We start from the raw sequence: 21,397 nt of genomic DNA on the forward strand, positions 1-21,397 counted from the left end.
GCGCTGACCGGTTCCGCCGCCCATCTCCCATGTACAAAGACGAACGACGTGTCTCGAAGATTCCCGTCAAACGCAAAGTTCCGGCCAAACGGCCGAGTTGACCGAGGTTGCTGTCCTGTTCTCGATGCCTGATTCGTGGAGGCAATCTCCCGTAATGATCGGACAACTCGCCATCTCTCGCCAGGGGGACGGAAGTTCGGCCTCCGGACAGGTCTTCGAGTTCTCTGTGGGTCAGTAGTAGGCTCACGCCGATTATTGACGCACATGTGTACCCCCGCGCTGGCGGGGGCGAGCTGGGGGAGGCCATGCGCTTTCGCGGGAAGTCCATCCGCCGGAAGATCGTGGCGCTGCTTCTCGTGCCGCTGGTGTCCCTGACCGCGATCTGGGGCTTCGCCACCGTGCTCACGGGGCGTGAGGCGGCCGAGTTGTTCAACGTGTCGTCGGTCGTGGAGAACGTCAGCTACCCGACCGAGGACGCGGTGCGCGTGCTCCAGCAGGAGCGCCGGCAGACCCTCGTCTATCTCGCCGATCCCCGCGCCTCCGACGCGCTCGCGGCCCTGCGGCGCAGCCGCACCGCCACCGACGACGTCATCGGCAAGATCCGCGAGAACGCCGACAGTTCCGACGTGCGCAACTCGATCAGCGACAGCGACAGCGAGCGGCTCAGCGCCGTCCTGGAGGCCTTCGACGGCATCGACCCGCTGCGCCGCAGCGTCGAGGAGGGCACCGTCTCCCGGTCCCAGGCCCTCGACCTCTACAACCGCCTGGTCGACCCCTGTTACACCCTCCTGTCCAACCTGCACATCATCGACAACCTGGAGATGGACAAGCAGGCCCGCGCCCTCGTCAACACCGCCCGCGCCCGCGAACTCCTCTCCCGCGAGGACGCCCTGCTCGGCTCGGCCCTGGTCGTCGGCAAGCTCACCCGCGACGAGTCCCGCGACATCTCCGACCTCGTGGCGCAGCGCACCGTCATGTACGACGTCAGCCTCCCGCTGCTCCCGCTGTCGGACCGCGCACGCTACGACCGGTTCTGGAAGAACGCCTCCACCGCACCCCTCCGGGTGGCCGAACAGGCCGCCATCGGCGCCGAGAACGGCAAACCGCGCGGTGTCACGGCGAAGAGCTGGGACACCACCGCGGGCGACGTCCTCGACGAACTCCGCAAGCTCAACGACGAGTCGGGCGACCGCTACCAGGACCGGGTCCGCCCCGTCGTCATGGGCGTCATCGTCAAGGCCGTCGTCGCCGGCGTCCTCGGACTGCTCGCCCTGCTGCTCTCGCTCTTCCTGTCCGTACGCATCGGCCGCACCCTCATCCGCGACCTGCGCCAGCTCCGCCTGGAGGCCCACGAGGCGTCCGGCGTCCGGCTCCCCAGCGTCATGCGCAGACTGTCGGCCGGCGAACAGGTCGACGTGGAGACCGAGGTCCCGCGCCTGGAGTACGACAAGAACGAGATCGGCGAGGTCGGCCAGGCCCTCAACTCCCTGCAGCGCGCCGCCGTGGAGGCCGCCGTCAAGCAGGCCGAACTGCGCTCCGGGGTCTCCGAGGTCTTCGTCAACCTCGCCCGGCGCAGCCAGGTCCTGCTGCACAAGCAGCTCACCCTGCTCGACACCATGGAACGCCGGACCGAGGACACCGACGAACTCGCCGACCTGTTCCGCCTCGACCACCTCACCACCCGTATGCGCCGGCACGCCGAGGGCCTGGTGATCCTCTCCGGCGCGGCCCCCTCCCGGCAGTGGCGCAAGCCCGTCCAGCTGATGGACGTCGTCCGCGCGGCCGTCGCCGAGGTCGAGGACTACGAACGCATCGAGGTACGCAGGCTGCCGCGGATGGCCGTCACCGGCCCGGCCGTCGCCGACCTCACCCACCTGGTGGCCGAACTCCTGGAGAACGCCACGGTGTTCTCGCCCCCGCACACCGCCATCCAGGTACTCGGCGAACGGGTCGCCAACGGCTTCACCCTGGAGATCCACGACCGGGGCCTGGGCATGGCCGCAGAGGCGCTCCTCGACGCCAACCTGCGGCTCGCCGAGACACCCGAGTTCGAACTCTCCGACACGGACCGCCTCGGCCTCTTCGTGGTCAGCCGGCTCGCCCAGCGGCAGAACGTCCGTGTCTCCCTCCAGCCCTCCCCGTACGGCGGCACCACGGCCGTCGTCTTCGTCCCCGACGCGCTCCTCACGGACGACGTCCCGGACACCAACGGCATCGGCTTCCGCCTCGACCGCGCCACGCCCTCCAAGGAGGCCGAGTTCGAGGAGGGCCGCAAGGCCGCGCTCTCCTCCGGGCCCGTACGCCTCCCCAACCTGCCCCCCTCGCTCCTCGACGGGCCGGTCGAACTGGAGGCGCCCGTCGACCTGGACGCCCTCGACGACTTCCCCGGGGCCTACGCCCGCTCGCGCCGCTCGCTCTCCGGAGCGGCCGGTGAGGCGGGCGACCTCCCCAGGGACCCGCGCCTGCCGCTCTCCGACGGCCGGGGCGAGCCCCACGCCGACGACGCGGCCGGCCGGCCCGGTGACGCCGTGGCGCTGCCGCGCCGCCGTACTCCCAAGCTGGTCAGCTCGCACGGCCGGCCGGTCACGGAGCAGCCGTCCAGGCGCCTCCCGGCCCCGACGGACGACCAGCCGGAGACCGCGGGCACGCCGGACCCGGACACGCTGGCACCTCTCCCGGCCCGCCGCCGGGGCGAGACGCCCGCCCGCCGCAGCGGCGGCGGACCCGGCGACGGCTTCGGCGACCGCCCGGACACCCCCCTGCGCAGCTGGGAGAGCCGTACGGAGACCGCCGGCCGGGGCCTCGACAGCCGCGCGGACTCCACTGCCTCCAGGGCCTTCACCGACCGTATGGAACCTTCTGTCTCACGCTTCGGCGACCGGTCGGCCACCGCCGACCGTCCCGACGCGCCCGCCCGTGGCACCGGCGGACGTGCGGAGGCCGGCCGCAACGGCCTCGCCGATCTGTCGCCGGACGCCCCGGTACTCCCGCAGCGCGCCCGGCGCGGCGGCTCCGACGGCACCGCCGCCCGCCCCGGTGCGGCGGCCGACCCCGCGGCGTCCGGCACGGCGGGGCTGCCCCGCCGCGTCCGGCAGGCCAACCTGGCCCCGCAGCTGAGGGACGGCCCGGAGCGGCGCGCCGAGCGGACTAAGTCCCGCACCCAGGACGGAGCCGACCTCTTCGACCGCGACGCCGACCAGGTCCGCAGCCGCATGGCCTCGTTGCAGCGCGGTTGGCAGCGCGGCCGTGAGGAGAACGCCGAGGGCGACAGCGCCCAGGACGGCACAGCACAAGGAACGACTAAGGGGGACGGTCGATGACCGCACCGCAGGCGACCGGCCCGAGCGCGAACGACAAGGCGACCGGCGAACTCAACTGGCTCCTCGACGACCTCGTGGACCGGGTGGCCAGCATCCGCAGAGCACTCGTGCTCTCCGGCGACGGGCTGCCCACCGGGGTCTCCAAGGACCTCAGCCGGGAGGACAGCGAGCATCTGGCCGCCGTGGCGTCCGGCTTCCACAGCCTCGCCAAGGGCGTGGGGCGTCACTTCGACGCAGGCAACGTCCGCCAGACGGTCGTCGAACTCGACGACGCCTTTCTGTTCGTGACGGCCGCCGGGGACGGCAGCTGCCTCGCCGTGCTCTCCGACGCCGACTCGGACGTGGGCCAGGTCGCCTACGAGATGACCCTCCTGGTGAAGCGGGTCGGCGTACATCTGGGGGCCGCTCCGCGCACCGATCTGCCCGCGGGCGGGTAGTGGGATGACATGAGCGGAGACGGTCAGCCCAGAAGCCACTGGTTCGACGACGAGGCCGGACCGGTCGTCCGTCCGTACGCCATGACGCGGGGCCGCACCAGCCATGCGGCCCAGCACCGCCTGGACCTGATCGCGGTGGTCGTCACGGAGGCGCACGCGGACGATCCGGAAGCGGACCACATGCTGTCCCCGGAACACGTGGACATCGTCCAACTCTGCCGTGACGCCCCCCAGTCGGTCGCCGAACTCGCCGCCGAACTCAATCTCCCCATCGGCGTGGTACGGGTCCTCATCGGGGACCTCGTGGACGAGGAAATGGTCCATGTGACACGGCCCGTCCCCCCTGCCGAACTGGTGGACGAGAACATTCTGCGCGATGTGATCAGCGGCCTCCGGGCGCTCTGAGCCGCGCGGAGAAGACCCCGGTGGCGGGGGCCGCCGCCTACCGCCCACCGAACCCGAACAACAGCAGGAGAAGAGAACGATGATCTTCGGGCGTTCTGAGCGCGGCAAGCCGCCGGTCGAGCCCGTCACGCTCAAGATCCTCGTGGCGGGCGGTTTCGGCGCGGGCAAGACGACCCTCGTCGGCGCGGTCAGCGAGATCAAGCCGCTGCGCACCGAGGAGCTGCTCACCGAGGCGGGCCGCCCGGTCGACGACACCAGCGGCGTGGAGGGCAAGAACACCACCACCGTGGCCATGGACTTCGGCCGCATCACCCTCCGCGAGGACCTGGTCCTGTACCTCTTCGGTACGCCCGGCCAGGACCGCTTCTGGTTCCTGTGGGACGAGCTGGCCACCGGCGCCCTGGGCGCGGTCGTCCTCGCCGACACCCGCCGGCTGGAGGACAGCTTCGCCGCCGTCGACTACTTCGAGCGGCGGTCCATCCCCTTCCTGGTGGGCGTCAACTGCTTCGACGGAGCGGCCCGTTACCCCTCGCAGTCCGTCCGCGCGGCCCTCGACCTGGACCCCAGCGTGCCGCTCGTGCTGTGCGACGCGCGCGACCGGGAGTCGGTCAAGGAGGTCCTCATCGGCGTGGTCCAGCACGCGATGGCGTACGCGGCCGACCGCCGCGCGGCCGTCACGACCTGACGGCTGCGCACCACCCCGAACGAGCACGGCCCGTACCCCCGCCGACCGGGGTACGGGCCGTGGTCCGAAGGGCACGCGCGCGCGTGGACCGCTTTTTTCCGCGTTCCCGCTTTCGCGTTCCCAGGTTCGAGAGGCGGCTAGCTCCGGCCCTCGTCCTCCCAGCCGAAGCTCTTCTCCACGGCCTTGCGCCAGTTGTGGTACTCACGGTCGCGCACCGACGCCTCCATGGCGGGCGTCCACTCGACGTCCTTCTGCCAGTGCGACTTCAGCTCGTCGAGGTCGTTCCACACTCCGGTCGCGAGCCCGGCCGCGTACGCCGCTCCCAGGCAGGTCGTCTCGGAGACCTTCGGCCGGATGACCGGCACCCCGAGGACGTCCGCCTGGTGCTGCATCAGCAGGTTGTTCTTCGTCATGCCGCCGTCCACCTTCAGGGTCGTGATGTGCACCCCGGAGTCCTGGAACATGGCGTCCACGACCTCCCGCGTCTGCCAGCTCGTCGCCTCCAGCACCGCCCGCGCGAGATGCCCCTTGGTGACGTACCGCGTGAGACCGGTGATCACCCCGCGCGCGTCCGAGCGCCAATAGGGTGCGAACAGACCGGAGAAGGCGGGCACGATGTACGCGCCCCCGTTGTCGTCGACGCTCTCCGCGAGGGTCTCGATCTCGTCGGCGGTACGGATGATGCCGAGCTGGTCGCGGAACCACTGGACCAGCGCTCCGGTGATCGCGATGGACCCTTCGAGGCAGTAGACGGGCGCCTCGCCGCCGATCTTGTAGCCCATCGTCGTCAACAGGCCGTTCTTCGAGGGAACGGGCCGCGTACCGGTGTTGAGCAGCAGGAAACTGCCCGTGCCGTACGTGTTCTTCGCCGTCCCCACGTCGTAGCAGGCCTGGCCGAACACCGCGGCCTGTTGGTCGCCCAGCGCGGAGGCCACGGGGACGCCCGCGAGCTGGCCCACCGCGGTGCCGTACACCTCGGACGAGGACCTGATCTCGGGGAGGATGCCCTCGGGGACGTTCATCGCGGAGAGGATGGACGCGTCCCACTGGAGGGTCTCCAGGTTCATCAGCATGGTGCGGCCCGCGTTGGTCACGTCGGTGACGTGCCGCCCGCCGTCGGTGCCGCCCGTCAGATTCCAGATGAGCCAGGAGTCGATGGTGCCGAAGGCGATCTCACCGTGCTCTGCGCGGGCCCGCAGCCCCGGCACGTTGTCGAGCAGCCAGGCCGCCTTGGGGCCGGAGAAGTAGCTGGCCAGGGGCAGTCCGGTCTGCTCGCGGAAACGGTCCTGCCCGTCGGTGCCGCCGAGTTCGTTGCAGAGCGCGGCCGTACGCGTGTCCTGCCAGACGATCGCGTTGTGCACCGGCTTGCCCGTGGCGCGGTCCCACAGGACGGTCGTCTCGCGCTGGTTGGTGATGCCGAGCGCGCTGAGCTGGTCGGCGCGCAGCCCGGCCTTGGCGAGCGCGCCCGCGACCACCGCCTGCACCTTCGACCAGATCTCGGTGGCGTCGTGTTCGACCCAACCGGGCTTGGGGAAGATCTGGCGGTGCTCGCGCTGGTCGACGGCGACGATCGCGCCGTCCTGGTTGAAGACGATGCAGCGGCTTGACGTGGTGCCCTGGTCGATCGCGGCGACGAACTTGTCCGTCATGACGTCCCCTTCGTGGGAAGCTCCGGAAGTCTGCGGCCCGGCAGGCGCGTGCGTGCGTGTGGCGTGCGTGTCGGCGGGTCAGAAGGCCGCGTTGAAGACGATCCCCGCCAGCACGGCGCCGATCAGCGGCCCCACCACCGGGATCCACGCGTAACTCCAGTCCGAGGTGCCCTTGTTGGGTATCGGGAGCAGGGCGTGGGCGATACGCGGGCCCAGGTCACGGGCCGGGTTGATGGCGTACCCCGTGGGTCCGCCGAGCGACAGACCGATGCCGACCACCAGGAAGGAGACGATCAGGATCGATGTGCCGGACTCGCCGAGCCCCTTGGTCAGCCCGAAGGCCAGGATCGGCAGCACCAGCGCCATGGTCGCGATGATCTCGGTGACCAGGTTCGCGACGGGATTGCGGATCGCGGGCGTGGTGGAGAAGATCCCGAGCGTCGGCTGGGCGATCTCGTCCTCCGCGTTGGCCTGGAACTGGGCGAAGTACACCAGCCAGCACAGGACCGCGCCGAGGAAGGCGCCGACCATCTGCCCGGCGATGTACACGGGCACCTTGTCCCAGTCCCCGGTGTCGACCGCGATCCCGATCGTCACCGCGGGATTGAGATGCCCGCCGGACAGTGGCGCGGCGGTGTACGCCCCGGCGAGCACGCCGAAACCCCACCCGAACGTGATGACGATCCAGCCGGCGTCCTTCGCCTTGGAGTAGTTCAGTACGACGGCGGCGACCACGCCGGCGCCGAAGAGGATCAGGATCGCCGTACCGATGATCTCGCCGACAAAGATGTCCCCATTGCTCATGGCGGCTCCTAGGTCATCGCCCGGGGCGGTCCGGCCCCGGTCGACCTTGCAGGGTGCGTTCCCATGGCTGCTTCAGCCGAGGGCAGGCAGTACCCGCGCCCCGCCCGGCGTCCGCGACGAGCGTGCCGGATCGCTCGCGGTGAGGCCCGTGGCGCAGCTGGGGCCCACACGGCGCATTGCCTGATTACGCCGAGAATGTGCGGCGATGCCGACTGACACCGGAAGTGTTCTCCGACGCCCTGTGAGCGTCAAGGTCGCCGACGACACTGGTTGAGCGACCCCTGCCGGACCCCACGACACCCCTCCTGGTACGACCGCTCCGCCACCCTCACTCCGCCTGCACGGGTGCCGCGGACCCTGCGACGCCGGGCACGCTGCCCCAGAGGGGACCTCAGGACACCACCCGTACTGCCGCCGGGCCCACCCTCCGGGCGGATGACGGGCCTCCGCGGACACGGTTTGGCGTACGGGGCGCGGCCCTCCCTTGGAACGGCCTGCCCGCCGCTGTTTCCCCGCGTGCGCGGGTGTCCCGAGTTCCGCGACGGCTGGAAGGCTCTTTCAGAGGGGGCCCTCATGCCGCCGACGGATGGCCCCCCGGGCGAATGACGGGCCTCCGCGGACATGGCTTGGCGGGATGCGAGGCGGCTTCCCTCGGGGTGGCCTCCCGCCGCTGTTATCGCGCCTCCGCGGGTACCCCCGCCCCCGCGACGCCTGGCGGGCTCCTCCAGAGGGGCCCTTCTGCCGCCGACGGATGGCCCTCCGGGCAGGCGCGACGGGACTGCGCGCACATGGCCCCCTGGCGGATGCCATGCACCTCCCTCGGAGCGGCCTCCCCCTCAGCCCGCCTGTGCCGGGGCCGCCACCGACCCCCGCCGGATCTCGTAACCGGGCCGCCCTGCCCGGCCGAGCACCCAGCTCGCCCCGTCCAGGGCCTTCGCCGCCTGCTTCAGGGGCGCCAGGCATGCGGCGGCCTGTCTGTGGTCCGTGACGCTGCCCGGGGTGCACAGGACCGTCGCCAGGGACAGGGTGACGGCATGTCCGCCCGCATACCAGGGCGTGTCCAGCACCGCCGACGCCAGCGGATCGAGGCCTTCCGGGTCCGCCAGCACCAGGAAGTCGTCCCCGCCGATGTGCCCCACGCGCGTGCTGCCGGACGCCGACTGCGCCAACGCCCGCGCCACCGACCGGATCAGCTCGTCCCCGGCCGCGAACCCGGCACCGTCGTTGACCCGCTTGAAGTGGTCGACGTCCAGCCGGCTCAGCGCGAACACCCGCCCGTCCGCGATCCGCCGGTCCACCTCCGCGGTGATCGCGTCCGAACCCGGCAGCCGCGTCAGCGGGTTGAGCGCCGCTGCCTCCTCGACCCGGCTCTCGGCGAGCGCCCGTACGAGATCCGCCAGCCGTACGACGCCCACGCACCGCCCGTAGCGGTCGACCACCGCCACGTCGTCCGACGTACGGTCCCGGTCGCCGTCCGCGACCACGTCCAGGACCTCCCAGGCGGTCGCGTCGACGCCGACGGTGCGCGGAGGGTCGCCCAGCTTGGCGGCGGGCCGGTCGGCGTACAGGGCGTGCCCGTAGCGGCCCGACATCGACAGCAGGAAGCGGGAGCGGTGCACCGAACGGATGGGCACCCCGGTCTCGTCCACCAGCACCACCCCGGAGACCTCGGGCGAACCGGTGAGCAGCGCCCGTACCCGGTCCGCGGACGCGGTCGCCGGCAACAGCGCGGCCGGGCGCACGAACTGCCGTACCGACGGCCCCGAAGGGGGCGTGGCGGCCATCCCGGGGGAGAGCGGCGGAACGTATACCTCCGCCGTGGGCAGCCGGGTCGGCGGGGCGAACAGCTCGCCCTGGGCAAGCTGGGCCCCGGCCGACACCGCGGCGGTGCACTGCAGTTCGGTCTCCACGCCCTCCACCGAGAGGAGCGCGCCCAGTTGCTCGCACAGCGTCCGCATCGCCCGCACCGGCGCCGACCGGCCCAGCAGGGACGTGTCCAGCTTCACCAGGTCGGGCGCCAGGTCCGTGAGCAGCCGCAGGGGTACGTCCCCGTCGCCGACGCCGTCCGCGCAGATCCGGAAGCCCTGGCCGCGCAGCACTTCCACCGCCTCCAGCAGCGCCCGCTGCGGCACGTGCGTGTACGGCGGGACCACGTCGACCGTGACCTCCCACGGCAGCCGTCCCGCCTCGCGCACGGCGTCGTGCAGGGCGGCCAGCCCGCCGAGGTCGGCGAGGGTGCCGGCGAACACGTTGACGTGCAGCGGCAGCAGCGTCTCCCGGCCGGCCGCCGTCCGGACCGCCAACGCGGCCAGCCGGCCGTCGAGTTCGGGGTCACGGCGGGCCCGGGCGAGGATGTCGCCGCTCTCCGGTCGGGCCAGGATCTCCAGCGCCGCGACGCCGCCCGTCGTCAGATTGACGACCGGCTGGAAGGCGAAACGGAGAGCGTCCGTCCAGGAGGGCACGGCAGCATCTTCGCGCTCCGGGCGTACGCCCGGGCGCAGTTCACGAGGTGTTCACGCACGATTCCGGGCCGATCACAGAGCGTGGAAAATCCCAGCTGGACGCACACCGCACGCGCACCACAGGCCCCTCCAGTCCCACACCACGCTCACCGCACCGCGATCACCGACGACCCGTGCCCGAACAGGCCCTGGTTGGCCGTGATGCCCGCACGGGCGCCCGCGACCTGCCGGTCACCGGCGGCACCCCGCAACTGCCAGGTCAACTCGCACACCTGGGCGATGGCCTGCGCGGGCACGGCCTCCCCGAAAGAGGCGAGACCGCCGCTGGTGTTGACGGGTATTCGGCCCCCGGGGGCCGTCGCACCCTCCCGCAACAGCTTCACCGCCTCGCCCTCGCCGCACAGCCCCAGATCCTCGTACCACTGCAACTCCAGGGCCGTGGACAGGTCGTAGACCTCGGCCAGGGACAGATCCTCGGGGCCGATGCCCGCCTCCTCGTAGGCGGCCCGCGCGATCGACGCCCGGAAGGTCCCGCCCGCCGGCTCGACGGCCACCGCGGAGTCCGTGGCGATGTCCGGCAGGTCCAGCACGGTGGTGGGGTACCGCGGTGTCACCGTCGACACCGCCCGGATCCGCACCGGCTCCGCCACCCCGTGTCGGCGCGCGAACTCCATGCCGGTCAGCACCAGCGCGGCCCCGCCGTCCGAGGTGGCGCAGATGTCGAGCAGCCGGAGCGGATCGGCGACCACCGCGGACGCGGCGACCTCGTCGGCCGTGACCCGCTTGCGGTAGCGCGCGTTCGGATTGAGCGCCCCCAGGGCGGCGTTCTTCACCTTGACCTGCGCGAAGTCCTCCAGGGTGTCGCCGTGCAGCGCCATCCGCCGCCGCGCGTACAGCCCGAAGTACGTCGGGTTCGTCGCCCCCAGGACCCGGAACCGCAGCCAGTCCGGGTCGTCCGGCCGGTCCCCTCCCGCCGGCCGGAAGAACCCCTTCGGTGCCGAGTCCGCCCCGACGACGAGCACCACCTCCGCGAGCCCGGCGAGGATCTGCGCGCGGGCCACCGCGACCGCCTGCGCCCCGGACGCGCACGCCGCGTACACGCTGGTCACCCGGGCGCCCTGCCAGCCCAGCGCCTTGGCGAACGTCGCCCCCGCCACATACCCGGGATAACCGCCACGCACGGTGTCCGCGCCGACGACCGAGTCGACGTCCCGCCAGTCGACCCCCGCGTCGGCGAGCGCCGCGCGCGCAGCCACCGCGCCGTACTCGGCGAAGCCGCGCCCCCACTTGCCCCAGGGGTGCATGCCCACACCGAGCACCGCCACCTCTCCCGTCATTTCACCGCCCCCGTAGGCCGCCAGTTCCAGGTCGTCCAGGTCGTCTCCGCGTCCTCGTGGAGCACCCCCTGGACGACCTCCACCTCCATGCCCACCGTCAGATCGGCGACGGTGACCCCGGGAGCCGCCTGTCCCAGCACCACCATCCGCTCGGACTCCAGCTCCACAGCGATCAACGTGTACGGCTCCCACGGAAGTTCCGGATCGGTCACATAGGGTGACGGAGGCCGGTACCGGCCGTCGGTGTACGACCAGACGCGTCCGCGCCGGGACAGCGGCACCTCGGCCAGCTCACCGCCCGGGCACCCCGGATTGCGGCAGTGGACGTCCTCCCGGGGGAAGAACACCGAGGCGCAGGCCGAGCAGCGGGTGCCGAGGAGCCGGAAGCCGTCCCCGGCCCCGGCGAACCACCCGGCGACCACAGGTGTGCGGGTACGTGTCACATCCCCTCCAGCGAACCGGATCTGACGGAACGTCAGAAGTGTGGCACGGTCCCTCCGGATTGGGCAGCCGTCGCACAGAACCGGACACGCCCCGCGTGCGTCGTCGTATCGGTAGAGGCGGCCGGGGCCCACGGGGGTGGATCCGGCCGCCCCTGTCACGTGCCGGTGCCCGGGGCGCCCCCGGAAGGCCCCCGTCCGCATGATCGGATACAGTCCGCGGCGTGTCCGTAAATCAACTATCAACCGACAACTCCGCCCCGGACTCCCACTGTTCGAGCTGCGGAGCGCCCTACGGAGAGGGCATCTCCGGCTGGCCCCGCACCTGCCCCGCCTGCGGCAACGTGGCCTACCGCAACCCGCTGCCCGTCGCGGTGGCACTCCAGCCCGTGTACGACACCAAGGGCACCGCCCTGGTCGTCATCACCCGGACCATCGCCCCCGCGCGCGGAGGCATCGCCCTGCCCGGCGGCTACGTCGACCACCGCGAGGACTGGCGCCAGGCCCTGGTCCGCGAACTCCGGGAGGAGACGGGCATCGAGGCGGCGAGCCGTGACGTCCGGCTCGTCGACGCGCTCAGCTCGCCGGACGGGCACCTGCTGCTCTTCGGCGTCCTGCCGGAACGCCCCGCCGACCACCTCCCGGAGTCCGCCGCCACCGATGAGACGGACGGCTGGCACCTGCTGCGCAGGCCGGAGGAGCTGGCCTTCCCGCTGCACACGGTGGCCGCACGCGCGTGGTTCGAGGGCCGCTACTGAGCCCGCTCAGTACCCGTCGAGTCCGCGCACCCGCACGGGGCGGGACGGCTCGCTCACGCCGTCCTCCCCGTACAGCTCGACGACCACCCGCCGCCCCTCCCAGCGCGTGACGTACCGCTCGATGTCCGCCTCCTCCCACCCGTCACCCTCGTCCGGCACCACCAGCCCGCCCCCGGTACGCCCGAGGGCGGGCGCCCACACCTCCAGCACCAGACCGCCGTCGTCACCCCGCACCGGCACGACGGCACCCGCGCGCGCGAGAACCGGGATCCGCGACAAGGGCGCGTCGATCAGCACCTGACCGGGCCCCTCGTACGCCTGCTCCGTCACCGTGTCGTACCAGCGCCCGCGCGGCAGCTGCACCGCACGCCGGTCCGCACCCGGGTCCAGCACCGGCGCCACCAGCAGACAGTCACCCAGCAGAAAGGCGTCCTCGCAGTCCCGCAGAGCCCGCTCCTCGGGCGCCCCCCACCACAACGGCCGCACATAGGGCGCCCCCGTGCGCCGCGCCAGATGCGCCAGCGTCATGAAGTACGGCAGCAGCCGCCGCCGTTCGACGAGCGCCACGCGCGCGTGCTCCAGGACGTCCGCACCGAACTCCCAGGGCTCCCGGCGCCCCGCCCGCAGACTCGCGTGCGTACGGAACAGCGGCAGCCAGGCGCCCAGCTGGAACCACCGCAGATACAGCTCGGGCGACGGGCTCCCGTCGAAACCGCCCACGTCCGGGCCCGAGTAGGGCACCCCGCTCAGCCCGAGGCCCATGACCAGCGACAGCGACGCCCGCAGCCCCGGCCAGCCCGTCGCCACGTCCCCGGACCACGTCCCGCCGTAGCGCTGCATACCGGCCCACCCGGAGCGGGAGAATATGAACGGCCGCTCCTCGGGCGCCAGTTCGCACAGCCCCTCGTAGGCGGCCCGGGCCATGCACAGGGCGTACACGTTGTGCGCCTCGCGATGGTCGCCGCCACGCCCCTCCAACGCGTGCCCGGCCGAACGCGGCAGGGTCGACTCCCCGAACGCGGCGAAGGACGTGGGCTCGTTCATGTCGTGCCAGAAACCCGCGAACCCCTGCCCGAGCCGCTCCTCGTACAACCGTCCCCACCAGGCACGCACACGCGCGTGCGTGAAGTCGGGGAAGACCGACTCCCCGGGCCACACGACTCCCCGTACGACCTGCCCCGACGCGTCCCGCACGAATGCGTCCTCGGCGCTGCCGCCGTCGTACACGGCGTTGCCCGGCTCGGCCTTGACCGCCGGGTCGACGATCGACACCAGCCTGATCCCGTCGCGCCGCAGCTCCTCGGCGAGGGCCGGCAGCTTGGGGAACCGGTCCTGGTCGACCGTGAACACCTGGTGCCCGTCGAAGTGGTCGATGTCGAGATGGACCGCGTCGAGCGGCAGACCGTGCTCCCGGTAGCCCGCGACGATCCGCCGCACCTCCTGCTCGTCACCGAAGCCCCAGCGCGCGTGATGGTGGCCCAGCGCCCAGGAAGGCGGCAGCGCGGGCACACCCGTGAGCACGGCCCAGGTGTGCAGCACGCGCGCGGGAGTACCCACAATCATCCAGCAGCGCAGCGGCCCGCCGTCCATCCGCAGCTCGCACATGCCGGCCCGGTCGTGCCCGGAACCCGCGCCCTCCTCACCCTCCCGCAGGGTCACCGTGCCGTCCCAGGAGGTGTCCTGGAACACCAGGTGGGTCGCCGCGTCGGCCACCACCAGCTGCACCGGCATGGTGATGTACAGCGGATCGTCGCCGGGCCCGAAGGCCCGACCGGGATCCGTGTTCCAAAGGCGGTACGTCCCGTCACGCAGCCTCAGCCCCGAAGCGCGTCCGCCGAGTCCGAAGAACCGCGCGTCCGCAGCCACTTCGGAGCGCTGTGTCCAGCGGCTCGGACCACCGCCCACGGGCTCCCACCAGCGGGGCGGCAGCTCCCGGCGCAGGCTCACCCCGCCGGGGGTGAGCACCTCCACCGAACCGTGCCGCGAGACCACGACCGTCACCCGCTCGGCCACGACCCGCCAGCCACCGTCCTTGTCCGGCTCCAGCCGCGTGCGCGGATCCGGCTCGGGACAACGGCCCGAGAGCGCGTACGACGGCTCCGGACCGGCCCCGTCCCAGCCCCAGAAGACCGCCCCGTTGACGGCCACGACGATCCGCAGCTCCGCCCGCGCGAACCGGACGACACCACCACCGGCCCCCGGCCGCACGTCCCGCACGGGTCCCGGCACCCGCGCGCGCTCGGTGCCCCGGGGCGGCAGCCCGGCGGCGTCGGCACGCCGCCTGCGCCATGCGGCCCGTACGGTGCGCAGCCCCTGGGCCGCACCCGCCGAACCGACCGCCTTCACCGAACGCACCAGGTCACGACCGTCCATGCTGCTCAGCCTGCCACTGACTTCGCCCGATGTGCGTACCGTTCAACAGCCGTTCACCCCGGTAGGGAGCACATCTTCATCTCCGTGACACGACACCCGCGAGGCGCACCCTGGTGTGGCAGTCGATCAGATGGCATGGTCCGTGTCAGCCGTGTCACGCGCACCGTCCGGGAGCCGCCCCATGACCACCACGAACCCCCCACCTCTCTGGCAGCCCGACCGAGAACGCGTCGCCCGGGCGCGGATCACCAAGTTCCAGGCCTGGGCGGCGGAACGGCACGGAGCCCCCGCCGACGGCGGCTACGCGGCACTGCACCGCTGGTCCGTGGACAGGCTCGACACCTTCTGGCAGGCCGTCACCGAGTGGTTCGACGTGGGCTTTTCGACCCCCTACGCGCGCGTGCTCGGCGACCGCTCGATGCCCGGCGCCGAATGGTTCCCCGGGGCGACCCTCAACTACGCCCAACACGCCCTGCGCGCCGCGGACACCCGCGCGGACGAACCGGCCCTCCTGCACGTCGACGAGACCCACGAACCCCGCCCGGTGACATGGTCCGAGCTGCGCCGCCAGGTCGGCTCCCTCGCCACCGAGCTGCGTGCCCTCGGAGTACGCCCGGGAGACCGCGTGAGCGGCTATCTCCCGAACGTTCCGCAAGCGGTGGTCGCCCTGCTCGCCACGGCCGCCGTGGGCGGCGTATGGACCTCCTGCGCCCCCGACTTCGGCGCCCGCAGCGTCCTCGACCGCTTCCAGCAGGTCGAACCGGTCGTGCTGTTCACCGTCGACGGCTACCGCTACGGCGGCAAGGAGCACGACCGCCGTGACACGGTCGCCGAACTCCGCCGCGAACTGCCCACCCTGCGCGCCGTCGTCCACATCCCGCTGCTGGGCACCGAGGCACCCGAAGGCGCCCTGGACTGGTCCGCCCTCACCTCCGCGGACGTGCCCCCCGTCTACGAGCAGGTCGCCTTCGACCACCCCCTGTGGGTGCTCTACTCCTCGGGCACGACCGGCCTCCCCAAGGCCATCGTCCAGTCCCAGGGCGGCATCCTCGTCGAGCACCTCAAACAACTGGGCCTGCACTGCGACCTGGGCCCCGAGGACCGCTTCTTCTGGTACACGTCCACCGGCTGGATGATGTGGAACTTCCTCGTCTCCGGCCTCCTGACCGGAACGACGATCGTCCTGTACGACGGCAGCCCCGGCTACCCCGACACAGGCGCCCAGTGGCGGATCGCCGAACGCACCGGGGCGACCCTCTTCGGCACCTCGGCCGCATACGTCATGGCCTGCCGCAAGGCCGACGTGCACCCGGCCCGCGACTTCGACCTCTCCAAGGTGCAGTGCGTCGCCACCACCGGATCACCGCTGCCCCCCGACGGATTCCGCTGGCTGCACGACGAGTTCGCCGCGAACGGCCCCGAGCGGTGGATCGCCTCGGTCAGCGGCGGCACGGACGTGTGCTCCTGCTTCGCAGGAGCCGTACCGACCCTCCCGGTGCACATCGGCGAACTCCAGGCACCCGGCCTGGGCACCGACCTCCAGTCCTGGGACCCGAGCGGAAACCCCCTCGTGGACGAGGTCGGCGAACTCGTGGTCACCAACCCGATGCCGTCCATGCCCATCCGCTTCTGGAACGACCCCGACGGCAGCCGCTACCACGACAGCTACTTCGACACCTATCCCGGAGTCTGGCGCCACGGCGACTGGATCACCGTCACCTCGCGCGGCTCCGTGATCATCCACGGCCGCTCCGACTCCACGCTCAACCGCCAGGGCGTACGCATGGGATCCGCCGACATCTACGAAGCGGTCGAACGCCTCCCCGAGATCAGGGAATCCCTGGTCATCGGCGTCGAACAGCCCGACGGCGGCTACTGGATGCCGCTCTTCGTCCACCTGACGCCCGGAGCCGTTCTCGACGAGGCCCTCCTGAAGCGCATCAAACAGACCATCCGCGAACAGCTCTCCCCGCGCCACGTCCCCGACGAGGTCATCGAGGTCCCCGGAGTCCCGCACACCCTCACGGGCAAACGCATCGAGGTCCCGGTGAAACGCCTCCTCCAGGGCAGCCCCTTGGAGAAGGCCGTCAACCCCGGCTCCATCGACAACCTCGACCTGCTGAGCTTCTACGAGGAACTGGCCCGCAAACGCGCCTGACCCGCACCCCGGGACACCGGCCAACCACCCTAGGCGGCCTCGGACTCGACCAGTACGGCGACGAAGTCCGAGGCCGACCGCGCCGCGCCGGCCGACTGGGCACGACGGGATCGGGACGCCCGCCGGCCTGGTCCCGCAGCCCGTCCGGGACCAGGAAAGACGTTTTGCTCGCAGTGGCGACGGAAGCCGATCATTCGCCCATGAGACCCGAAGTGCAGACGTTCGTCGCCGACGGCCCGCTTCCCGACTGGGACGCGAGCGAAGAAGAGATCGACAGACGCGTCCAACAGCTCAACGCGATCCCGAAGCCGGTCACCGAAGAGGAAGCCCGAGCGCTGGCCTCCTGCTTCGGCCCGGACGACTGCTACGGCGTCGCCTGGACCCTCCTCCACCTCATCGAGACCGGCCCCGACCCCGTGCTCACCACCCAGCCCGCACCCCAAACCAACGAGTGGCACCAACGGCTCTACGACCGCGCCGTGTTCGGCGGACTCATCCCGAAAACTTGACGGCACAGCAACGTGAGGTGCCTGGGAGGCCACCCCGCCGACCGCTTCCCCCCTGGCCCGCCTCGGCGCCACAGCGGCCCCCTCGACTGGACCTGCTTCGGCGCCGACATCGCTGTGACCTGCGCGATCCAGCACCGCCCGGCCCGCGACCGCCCGACCCGAACCCGATTGTCAGTGCCCCCGGTTACTGTGAGTGAGCATTGATCGACCGCACACAGGGGGAACCATGGCGAACACCGGCTACTCGACCATGCGGCGCGTTCTGCGCCGCGAGATCGCGGGCACCATCGGCCTGCTCACCGACGAGCACGACTTCCGTGCGATGCGGCGCTACCGCACCTTCACCTTCGACAACCACAAGGCCTACCTCCGCGAGGTGGAAGCCCTCCTCAAGAGCCTCGCCGCCCAGGGCAACCACACCACCGTCGCCCTCTTCGACCCCGAGGAGTACGCCGAGTTCTGCACCGCCGCCGACCTCGACCCGGACGCCCCGTCGAGCCGCACCCGCTTCACAGCGGAACTGGCGACCACAGGCCCCACCGTTCCGTACGACGGCCAACCCCTCGCGGAACTCGTCCCGGACCTGGTCGACGAGGCCGTCCGACAGGCGACCTGGGAGTACGCCGCCACACTCCTGGCCCGCATCGGAGCCTGCGCGTCCTGCGGCGAGGACATCGGACGCGCGGCCTTCGCCCGCGCCTCGAACCTCCTCGTCCGCATCATCGACACCGCCCCGCCGGGCAACAGGCACCTCGTCTGCAGCGTCACGACACCGGCCGAAACACTGGTCGCCGTCCTCCACGCGGACGACGACAGCGAGGGCGCCACGGAACTCGACGAGGCCGAAGCCCTCGAATTCACCACGGTCCTGGCGCTCGGCCTCGCCTCCCAGAGCCCCGGCGGCCTCGTCATGCGCACCACCGCCCCCGACACCACCGACCGCATCTACGGCTGGCGCCTGCGCGGAAACGGCGTAGAACCCCTGACCGCCGGCGAGGTCTTCGACGCCTACTGCACCGACGCCGAATCAGGCGACCTCATCGCCCCGGAATCGGACGTCGACTACTCCACACCCCCCGACCTGGTGGGAGAGGAACCGACAACAGGACACGCTCACTGAACGAGCAACGGGCGAGGGGCGCCCCACAAGAAGTGGGACGCCCCTCGATGAACGGAGATCGACACCGAACCCGAACCCGCCCTACGCGCTCTACTCGCCCGACAGCACTGCCTGCGCGGCGTCGCGCGCCTCCTCGGCGCTGTCCGTGGCCCGGGCCGCGGCGGCGGCCCGCTCGCACTGCGCCAGCGTGTACTTGGCCAGGGACGCCCGCACATACGGAATCGAAGCCGCACCCATGGAAAGAGAGGTGACACCCAGACCGGTCAGCACACAGGCGAGCAACGGATCGGCCGCCGCCTCCCCACAGACACCACAGCTCTTGCCCTCGGCCCGCGCCGCCTCGGCGGACAGCGCGACCAGGTCGAGCAGCGCGGGCTGCCACGGATCCTGCAAACGAGAGACCGCACCCACCTGCCGGTCGGCGGCGAAGGTGTACTGCGCGAGGTCATTGGTCCCCAGGGAAAGGAACTCGACCTCCTGCAGAATCGACCGCGCCCGCAGCGCGGCCGACGGGATCTCCACCATGGCACCGAACTTGGCCCGCAGCCCGGCCGCACGACAGGCGTCCGCGAACGCCTTGGCGTCGGTCCGGTCCGCGACCATCGGAGCCATGACCTCAAGGTAGACGGGCAGTCCCTCCGCGGCCTTGGCAAGCGCCGTCAACTGCGTACGCAGCACATCGGGGTGGTCGAGCAGACTCCGCAGCCCGCGCACACCCAGAGCCGGGTTCGGCTCGTCGGCAGGCGTCAGGAAGTCCAGCGGCTTGTCCGCACCGGCATCCAGCACCCGGACGACGACCCGCCCCTCGGGGAAGGCCTCCAGAACCTGCCGGTACGCCTCGATCTGCTTCTCCTCGGACGGCGCGTTCTTGCTGTCGTCCAGGAACAGGAACTCGGTACGGAACAGACCGACACCCTCGGCCCCGGCCGCGACGGCAGCCGGTACGTCCGCAGGGCCGCCGACATTCGCCAGCAGCGGCACCTTGTGACCGTCGGAGGTGGCCCCCGGCCCGGTCGAGGCGGACAGCGACGCCTTGCGCCGGGCAGCAGCCGCCTCCAGCTCCGTCTTCTTCTCCGCACTGGGTTCCACGAAGATCTCGCCGGTGCTGCCGTCCACGGCGATCACCGTGCCCTCGGCAAGCTCGCTCGCCCCGGGCAACGCCACCACGGCGGGGACACCGAGGGCCCGCGCCAGAATCGCGCTGTGGCTGGTCGGCCCACCTTCCTCGGTGACGAAGCCGAGGACCAGCGTGGGATCCAGCAGCGCGGTATCGGCAGGCGCGAGATCGCGGGCGATAAGTACGTACGGCTCGTCACTGTCGGGAACACCGGGCATCGGCACCCCGAGCAGCCGGGCGACGATACGATTCCGCACGTCGTCCAGGTCGGCCACGCGACCGGCGAGGTACTCACCGGCACCGGCCAGCAGGGCGCGGTACGCGGCGAAGGCGTCGTACACAGCGCGCTCGGCCGTACTGCCGACCGCTATTCGCCGCTCCACGTCCGCCATCAGCTCGGGGTCCTGAGCCATCATGGCCTGCGCTTCGAGCACCGCCTGGGCCTCGCCGCCGGCCAGATTGCCGCGCGCATTCAGATCGGCCGCCACAGCGTCCACGGCCTGGCGAGCACGCCCCTGTTCGCGCTCCGCGTCCTCGGACGGAATCTGCTTGGCCGGCGGCTCCAGCACCGCCGTTCCCATGTGCCGTACCTCGCCGATCGCCACACCGTGGCTCACACCGACGCCTCGCAGCGTTGTCTCCATCTCACCTGTTCTCCGTTAGTGCGGCGGGTCCCGCCGCCGCGGTGGTTTTCCTACCTGCCGTCATGAGCCGGCGCAGAAGTCACTGCCAGCCGAAGAGGCTGTCGCCGGCCTTCACGGCGCCGTCCTCGACGAGATCGGAGAGGGAATCGGCGGTGGCTTCGAGGGCCACGATCGGGCACACCGGAGACTTCCCGGCGGCTTCGACGGCGGCGGGGTTCCAGCGCACCACGCTCTGACCGCGCGTCACGGTGTCGCCCTTGTTGACGAGCAGCTCGAAGCCTTCGCCGTTGAGCTGCACGGTGTCGATACCGAGGTGGGTGAGCACACCGTGGCCCTCGTCGTCCACGACGACGAAGGCGTGTGAGTGGAGGGAGACGATGACCCCGGAGACGGGGGCGACGGCCTCCGAAGGTTCACGCACGGGGTCGATCGCGGTGCCGGGGCCGACCATGGCTCCGGAGAAGACCGGATCCGGCACGGCGGCCAGTCCGATGGCACGCCCTGCAAGAGGGGACGTCACGGTGGTCAAGGGAAGCCTCCCGGGGGTGGAGATTCATACGGGCCGTCACTGCCTGTCCCGGACGGCACACTGTTGAGCAGCGTATGTCATATGAAGTGCCGGTTCCGTGCGAGAGACGCCGGTTGACGTCCGCGGAGCACCACGCAATCGATTTGCGCGTGCTCTGAGCGCCCGTGTAGAGTCTTACTCCTGCCTGGGGCCGAGTGACGCGAACAAGCGTCCTTGGTCGGCAGCATCCAACTTGTCAGATCCTATCCCGGGGTCTCGTTCTGCATGCCTGCTGAACGGTGGTCAGGGAGACGGAAAAACACTGATAGAGTTTGGAACACCGAAGGGAAGCGCCCAGAGGAAAACCTGAGAGAGATTCTCGGGTGAGTACGAAGGAAGCGTCCGTTCCTTGAGAACTCAACAGCGTGCCAAAAATCAACGCCAGATATGTTGATACCCCGTCCACCGCATTGTGTGGTGGTCGAGGTTCCTTTGATGCAGTAAACACAGCGAGGACGCTGTGAACGGTCGGGCTTATTCCGCTTGACTGTTCCGCTCTCGTGGTGTGCACCCGATTACGGGTAATCATTCACGGAGAGTTTGATCCTGGCTCAGGACGAACGCTGGCGGCGTGCTTAACACATGCAAGTCGAACGATGAACCCGCTTCGG

Annotated in this window: 16 protein-coding genes and 1 rRNA gene; 9 read left to right on the forward strand and 8 right to left on the reverse strand. The window is 71.1% G+C overall.

Translation table 11 applies throughout. The features are described 5' to 3' along the window. Positions 1 to 305: 305 nt before the first annotated feature. The 4 genes from CW359_RS34540 (at position 306) to CW359_RS34555 (ending at position 4,847) form a co-directional block, all read left to right on the forward strand. Positions 306 to 3,320 carry a nitrate- and nitrite sensing domain-containing protein gene (locus CW359_RS34540; protein WP_105974161.1) on the forward strand — a complete coding sequence of 1,005 codons (3,015 nt, stop codon included), beginning with the start codon at positions 306 to 308 and terminating at the stop codon, positions 3,318 to 3,320. Continuing rightward, on the forward strand, positions 3,317 to 3,757 hold the full coding sequence (locus CW359_RS34545; protein ID WP_105974162.1) for a roadblock/LC7 domain-containing protein: 441 nt from the start codon (positions 3,317 to 3,319) through the stop codon (positions 3,755 to 3,757). The genes CW359_RS34540 and CW359_RS34545 overlap by 4 nt, the downstream gene beginning before the upstream one ends. A gap of 9 nt (positions 3,758 to 3,766) precedes the next feature. Next, positions 3,767 to 4,162 (forward strand): DUF742 domain-containing protein, encoded by a 396-nt coding sequence (locus CW359_RS34550; protein WP_105974163.1) that lies wholly within the window; start codon positions 3,767 to 3,769, stop codon positions 4,160 to 4,162. A 79-nt stretch (positions 4,163 to 4,241) separates the two neighbouring features. Further along, entirely contained in the window at positions 4,242 to 4,847 is a 606-nt protein-coding gene (locus tag CW359_RS34555) for a GTP-binding protein (protein ID WP_105974164.1), read from the forward strand. 137 nt (positions 4,848 to 4,984) lie between these two features. On the opposite strand, the gene glpK is transcribed toward CW359_RS34555, so the two are convergent. The 5 genes from glpK to CW359_RS34580 form a co-directional block, all read right to left on the reverse strand. After that, a complete protein-coding gene (gene glpK / locus CW359_RS34560) occupies positions 4,985 to 6,496 on the reverse strand; it encodes a glycerol kinase GlpK (protein WP_105974165.1) in 1,512 nt (503 codons plus the stop codon). 78 nt (positions 6,497 to 6,574) lie between these two features. Beyond that, the gene (locus CW359_RS34565; protein WP_105974166.1) at positions 6,575 to 7,300 is read right to left on the reverse strand and encodes an MIP/aquaporin family protein; all 726 of its coding nucleotides are present in this window, start codon (positions 7,298 to 7,300) and stop codon (positions 6,575 to 6,577) included. Between the two features lie 836 nt (positions 7,301 to 8,136). Next, positions 8,137 to 9,762: an EAL domain-containing protein gene (locus CW359_RS34570; RefSeq protein WP_105974167.1), complete on the reverse strand. Its 1,626-nt coding sequence runs from the start codon at positions 9,760 to 9,762 to the stop codon at positions 8,137 to 8,139. 146 nt (positions 9,763 to 9,908) lie between these two features. After that, positions 9,909 to 11,099, reverse strand: a complete 1,191-nt coding sequence (locus CW359_RS34575; RefSeq protein WP_105974168.1) for a lipid-transfer protein — start codon at positions 11,097 to 11,099, stop codon at positions 9,909 to 9,911. Further along, on the reverse strand, positions 11,096 to 11,521 hold the full coding sequence (locus CW359_RS34580; RefSeq protein ID WP_105974169.1) for a Zn-ribbon domain-containing OB-fold protein: 426 nt from the start codon (positions 11,519 to 11,521) through the stop codon (positions 11,096 to 11,098). The genes CW359_RS34575 and CW359_RS34580 overlap by 4 nt, the downstream gene beginning before the upstream one ends. Positions 11,522 to 11,763: 242 nt before the next feature. Here CW359_RS34580 and CW359_RS34585 point away from each other — a divergent pair, with 242 nt between their 5' ends. Further along, on the forward strand, positions 11,764 to 12,297 hold the full coding sequence (locus tag CW359_RS34585; protein WP_105974170.1) for an NUDIX domain-containing protein: 534 nt from the start codon (positions 11,764 to 11,766) through the stop codon (positions 12,295 to 12,297). A 6-nt stretch (positions 12,298 to 12,303) separates the two neighbouring features. Here the strand turns inward: CW359_RS34585 and CW359_RS34590 are convergent, their stop codons facing one another. Next, the gene (locus CW359_RS34590) at positions 12,304 to 14,670 is read right to left on the reverse strand and encodes a glycoside hydrolase family 31 protein (protein WP_105974171.1); all 2,367 of its coding nucleotides are present in this window, start codon (positions 14,668 to 14,670) and stop codon (positions 12,304 to 12,306) included. A 181-nt stretch (positions 14,671 to 14,851) separates the two neighbouring features. Between CW359_RS34590 and CW359_RS34595 the strand changes: the two genes are divergently transcribed. From CW359_RS34595 to CW359_RS34610, 3 genes are all read left to right on the forward strand, one after another. Further along, positions 14,852 to 16,828, forward strand: coding sequence for an acetoacetate--CoA ligase (locus CW359_RS34595; protein WP_105974172.1), 1,977 nt, complete (start codon positions 14,852 to 14,854; stop codon positions 16,826 to 16,828). 200 nt (positions 16,829 to 17,028) lie between these two features. Then, positions 17,029 to 17,337, forward strand: coding sequence for a hypothetical protein (locus CW359_RS34600; protein ID WP_232838735.1), 309 nt, complete (start codon positions 17,029 to 17,031; stop codon positions 17,335 to 17,337). 226 nt (positions 17,338 to 17,563) lie between these two features. Next, complete coding sequence (locus CW359_RS34610; protein ID WP_105974174.1) at positions 17,564 to 18,457, forward strand: hypothetical protein; 894 nt, start codon at positions 17,564 to 17,566, stop codon at positions 18,455 to 18,457. 90 nt (positions 18,458 to 18,547) lie between these two features. Here CW359_RS34610 and ptsP read toward each other — a convergent pair whose 3' ends face one another. Both ptsP and CW359_RS34620 read right to left on the reverse strand, forming a co-directional pair. Next, the gene (ptsP, locus tag CW359_RS34615) at positions 18,548 to 20,218 is read right to left on the reverse strand and encodes a phosphoenolpyruvate--protein phosphotransferase (RefSeq protein WP_105974175.1); all 1,671 of its coding nucleotides are present in this window, start codon (positions 20,216 to 20,218) and stop codon (positions 18,548 to 18,550) included. Positions 20,219 to 20,297: 79 nt separating this feature from the next. Continuing rightward, positions 20,298 to 20,747, reverse strand: coding sequence for a PTS sugar transporter subunit IIA (locus CW359_RS34620; protein WP_105974176.1), 450 nt, complete (start codon positions 20,745 to 20,747; stop codon positions 20,298 to 20,300). Positions 20,748 to 21,314: 567 nt separating this feature from the next. Here CW359_RS34620 and CW359_RS34630 point away from each other — a divergent pair. Next, positions 21,315 to 21,397, forward strand: a 16S ribosomal RNA gene (locus CW359_RS34630); the annotation flags it as partial.

It is taken from the genome of Streptomyces geranii (genome assembly GCF_002954775.1).
Taxonomy (GTDB): Bacteria; Actinomycetota; Actinomycetes; order Streptomycetales; family Streptomycetaceae; genus Streptomyces; species Streptomyces geranii.

What these genes read in the sequence shown, in the direction of transcription:
- CW359_RS34540 (WP_105974161.1), top strand. Translation starts at nt 306, where the DNA reads ATGCGCTTTCGCGGGAAGTCCATCCGCCGGAAGATCGTGGCGCTGCTT.
- CW359_RS34545 (WP_105974162.1), top strand. Translation starts at nt 3,317, where the DNA reads ATGACCGCACCGCAGGCGACCGGCCCGAGCGCGAACGACAAGGCGACC.
- CW359_RS34550 (WP_105974163.1), top strand. Translation starts at nt 3,767, where the DNA reads ATGAGCGGAGACGGTCAGCCCAGAAGCCACTGGTTCGACGACGAGGCC.
- CW359_RS34555 (WP_105974164.1), top strand. Translation starts at nt 4,242, where the DNA reads ATGATCTTCGGGCGTTCTGAGCGCGGCAAGCCGCCGGTCGAGCCCGTC.
- glpK (WP_105974165.1), bottom strand. Translation starts at nt 6,496, where the DNA reads ATGACGGACAAGTTCGTCGCCGCGATCGACCAGGGCACCACGTCAAGC.
- CW359_RS34565 (WP_105974166.1), bottom strand. Translation starts at nt 7,300, where the DNA reads ATGAGCAATGGGGACATCTTTGTCGGCGAGATCATCGGTACGGCGATC.
- CW359_RS34575 (WP_105974168.1), bottom strand. Translation starts at nt 11,099, where the DNA reads ATGACGGGAGAGGTGGCGGTGCTCGGTGTGGGCATGCACCCCTGGGGC.
- CW359_RS34590 (WP_105974171.1), bottom strand. Translation starts at nt 14,670, where the DNA reads ATGGACGGTCGTGACCTGGTGCGTTCGGTGAAGGCGGTCGGTTCGGCG.
- CW359_RS34595 (WP_105974172.1), top strand. Translation starts at nt 14,852, where the DNA reads ATGACCACCACGAACCCCCCACCTCTCTGGCAGCCCGACCGAGAACGC.
- CW359_RS34600 (WP_232838735.1), top strand. Translation starts at nt 17,029, where the DNA reads ATGAGACCCGAAGTGCAGACGTTCGTCGCCGACGGCCCGCTTCCCGAC.
- CW359_RS34610 (WP_105974174.1), top strand. Translation starts at nt 17,564, where the DNA reads ATGGCGAACACCGGCTACTCGACCATGCGGCGCGTTCTGCGCCGCGAG.
- ptsP (WP_105974175.1), bottom strand. Translation starts at nt 20,218, where the DNA reads ATGGAGACAACGCTGCGAGGCGTCGGTGTGAGCCACGGTGTGGCGATC.